The organism is Candidatus Neomarinimicrobiota bacterium (assembly GCA_022567655.1).
Taxonomy (GTDB): domain Bacteria; phylum Fidelibacterota; class SORT01; order SORT01; family SORT01; genus JADFGO01.
In genome coordinates, this window is sequence record JADFGO010000132.1 from 1 (window position 1) to 3,949 (window position 3,949).

The following is a 3,949-nucleotide window of genomic DNA, read 5'->3' on the forward strand; positions in this document are numbered from 1 at the left end:
ACATTTGAGTTATTTTAATTAGGAAAGTTAATATTGACCATGATATCAGGAATACCAAGCCTTCCATATTGGTATTGGGATAAAAAAGAATATGACCTCACAAAAATGTTTCCAGGTAATAGTCAAATGTGGCTAGCCAATCGGCTATTTGAACAGACTATTGTTGAAGATGAAAATGAGTGCCTTCCTAATGCAAAAGCATTTTTAACAGAAATTGATAAAACTTTAAATATGTTGAGGAATGATGCACAAGTGATGGGGGATAATATTAAGCGGTCTTGCAAGGTATGTGGCATAGGAGAATACGAATCAAAAGGCTATAGTGGACCAAGAATCTTACAGGAAATGAAACTTGAATCTTTTGGCGATAGCAAAGCAAAAGTATGTGTATGTAATCATTGTGGACATATTGAACTCTTTCATTTTTCGGAGGGGAAAGTACCAAATGCTTGGGGTGAGAAGTTAGATGATAGTATTAGCAATACCCCTGCCAAACAATCTAGATTAGATAATAGATTATCCAAAGACGAGGATAGTATCCTAACATTTATCAGCGATTATGATGAGAATGGTGTATATTCTTCAGTCTTGGCTGAAAGGCTAAACATGCATGAAGGAAGAGTAAAGCATTTTTTAAATCAGTTAAAGGATTTAAATTATATTTCTTATAATATTTCAGACGAAGATATACCGCTCTATTGGATGAAAGATGATGGTTTGAAATATCTAGTTGAACATGATATCATATAAATTTAATTTTGTTACCTAGTTCCAATTAGTCTGGATTGACCTGCATCATGGTAAATATAAAGAAGCCACCGACGTTGTCAGGGAATCTCTCGCCCGCTTGATTTGGGACTTCGCCTTTATACTTTCCACAAAAAGGAGAGATCGATAAATTCCCCTCTACCAAGAGGGGTGGATTTGATAATCGAAGATTATCAAAGACGGGGGGTGTCGTAAGTTTTCGACCGAAAATACAATTTAAGGCTTCGTTTCAGACTCTTTACACACCCCAGCCTTTGGCTATAAGATTTTTATCGGATCGGCTTACCCCTCTTAATAGAGGGGAACATTAGGATTTTAGTCTTAGATTTTTAGAACAAACTTCCTTATTTTACAGTCTTAACAGCGGATAATTATGATCACATTTGAAAACATATCGTTCCTATGGCTATTGTTAGCCGTGCCAATTTATTTAGTGTGGTATCTGCGCAGGAACGATGTTAACAGGAGCAAGCTGCGCTTTTCCGAGACGGCGATCTTCGGTATAATCCAAAAGCGCGCCGTGCCGCTCAAGGTTCATCTTCCGTTCGCGTTGAGAATGCTCGCTATCACGATGCTGATAGTGGGGTTCGCGCGTCCCCGTTCCGGTGTGACGAATCAGGAGGTGACCACCGAGGGGATCGACATCATGCTCGTATTGGATATTTCGAGCAGCATGGAGGCGCGAGATTTCAGACCTAACAGGTTGGAAGCGGCTAAGAAGGTGGCAGAGCACTTCATAGATAACAGGGTGAACGACAGGATAGGATTGGTGGTTTTCGCGTCGGAAACGTTCGTGCAGGCGCCGTTGACGCTGGATTATGACATACTCCGTCAATTCTTGCGCAAGGTGACGATAGTACCGAAAAAATATGACGGTACCGCCATCGGGCTGGCTATCGCAAGCGGTGTCAACAGGCTGAAGAACAGCGACGCCAAAAGTAAGGTGATGATACTCCTCTCTGACGGGAGTAACAATTCGGGTGAGATACAGCCGATCACCGCGGCGGAATTAGCGGCAACGTTCGACGTAAAGATATACACCGTAGGCGTGGGAACGAGAGACCGGAGGCTTCTCCAGAGTGGACTCGATGAGGCGGTACTCAGGCAGATAGCGGAGACCACAAACGGGGAATACTATCACGCTTCCAATGAAAAGCGGCTGCTCGATATATACGAAGAGATAAACGAGCTTGAAAAGACTGAGATAAAAGTAAAAGAATATACACGCTACAAGGAACTCTATTCTTCCTTTCTGCTGCCGGGAGTGCTCCTGCTTCTGATGGAAATATTCACCGGTTTGACGTACTCGCGGAGGCTGCCGTAAGAAAATGTTCCGATTCGCGAATTATGATTACATCTATCTTCTCTGGTTCATTCCGCTGTTGACGCTGCTCTTGTACGTTGCGTTGAAAAGGAAGAAGAAACTGTTTTCTACATTAGGCGACATCGAGGTTATCAAACGACTTCACCGTTCTTCGAGTCTCAAACGTCAGATGGCGAAAGGAGTTGTAGTTCTATCCGCCGTCACGATCCTGATATTTGCCTTGATGGGACCTCAGATGGGAACGGTACTTTCGGAAGTGAAACGTGAGGGAATAGATATAGTTATCGTGCTCGATGTATCGAAGAGTATGCAGGCGGAGGATATAACTCCGAACCGTTTGGATCGGGCGAAATTTGAGATCTCGCGCTTCATTGACCGATTAGAAGGTGACAGGATAGGATTGGTCGCATTCGCGGGAGTATCTTATCTCCAGGTGCCTCTGACGCTCGATTATTCGGCGGCTAAGATGATACTGAGTATCGTTGACAGCGATATTATAGGCACACAGGGAACGGCGACAGCGGATGCGATAAACACTGCTTTAGAAGCGTTCAAAGGGGAGAGCGGTACGCAGCGCGTGATAATTATGCTTACGGACGGCGAAGACCATGAGGATGACCCTATCGAAGCGGCGGAGACCGCTTCTGATCAGGGAGTGATCATTTACACCGTTGGGATCGCGTCTATAGCAGGCGCTCCAATCCCCATTTATGATAAACGTGGAATGAGGATCGGTTTCAAGCGGGATGACGATGACCTGATCATAACAACCCGTCTGAATGAGGCATCGCTCGATGAAATTGCGGGAATCACGGGCGGGAGGTACTTCAGGCTTCCGGCAAGAACAAGCGGCTTGGAGATGGTGTTCAATCAGCTGGCCGAACTTGAAAAGAGCGAGTTCAGTTCAAGGGAATTTGATGAATTTAAGGAATGGTATCAGTATATTATGGCGTTCGCACTGCTCTTACTTTTCGTAGAACCTTTTATACCTGAACAGCGTAAACTAAAGAGTGAATGGCATGGCAGATATAAATAATATAAAATATTCAATACTTTTGATCCTGATAGCGATTACAACGCCGATTCAGGGTCAGCAGAGCAGCTCCGACCCCGCTCTGAACGCATACCGGCAAGGAGATTACGATAAAGCTATAGAGTTATACTCCGAACTGTTGGCAAAAAACAGTGATGATAAGAACCTGAAATTCAACTTAGGCGGGGCGTTCTACCAGAAAGGAACTCTTAATTCTGCTAAGTCGGGCTTTGAAGACGCCCTCACGTTGGAGGCGCCCGAAGCGAAGTCGCGGGCATATTACAACTTAGGGAACACCCTCTTCAGAATGAATAAACCGGAAAAGAGCCTCGAAGCGTTCAAGTATGCTATGAAGTTCAACCCTGAGGATGAGGACGCAAAATTCAACTACGAATTCGTGAAGAGCATGCTTGAAGAAAACGAAGAGAAACAGGAAGGGGATGACGAACAGCAAGAGGAGAACGAGGATTCGGAAGAGGAGCAGGATACGGACGAAAAAGAGGATGAAAACGAACAGAATAAAGACGACCAAGAGAGTGAGCAGGAAAAAGAGGATGACCAAGAGAGTGAGCGGCAAAAGGAGCAGAATAAACAACAACAAGAAGAAAAGAAAAAGTCTCGGGAAGAATATCAGGATATGTTAGAGGCGTTGGAACAGCAAGAGATGCAGGCGCTCAAGGATTACATACAGGCGCGCACCGTAAAGAAACGCAGCCCGGAAAAAGATTGGTAATGATGCGCTATAATTTATATCTGCTGACTCTTATTCTCTTCTCCTGGACAACTATTGTTGCTCAAAAAGTTATCAGATTAGAGGCAACCGT

The 3,949-nt window shown here is 44.3% G+C and carries 4 protein-coding genes; all 4 read left to right on the top strand.

From position 1 onward, the window contains the following. Positions 1–33: 33 nt before the first annotated feature. Positions 34–750, top strand: coding sequence for a hypothetical protein (locus tag IID12_09930; GenBank protein MCH8289406.1), 717 nt, complete (start codon positions 34–36; stop codon positions 748–750). A 391-nt stretch (positions 751–1,141) separates the two neighbouring features. Then, positions 1,142–2,092 (top strand): VWA domain-containing protein, encoded by a 951-nt coding sequence (locus IID12_09935; GenBank protein MCH8289407.1) that lies wholly within the window; start codon positions 1,142–1,144, stop codon positions 2,090–2,092. A 4-nt stretch (positions 2,093–2,096) separates the two neighbouring features. Further along, complete coding sequence (locus tag IID12_09940; GenBank protein ID MCH8289408.1) at positions 2,097–3,128, top strand: VWA domain-containing protein; 1,032 nt, start codon at positions 2,097–2,099, stop codon at positions 3,126–3,128. Further along, positions 3,112–3,858, top strand: coding sequence for a tetratricopeptide repeat protein (locus IID12_09945; protein MCH8289409.1), 747 nt, complete (start codon positions 3,112–3,114; stop codon positions 3,856–3,858). Before IID12_09940 ends, IID12_09945 begins: the two co-directional genes overlap by 17 nt. The last annotated feature ends 91 nt before the right edge of the window (positions 3,859–3,949 follow it).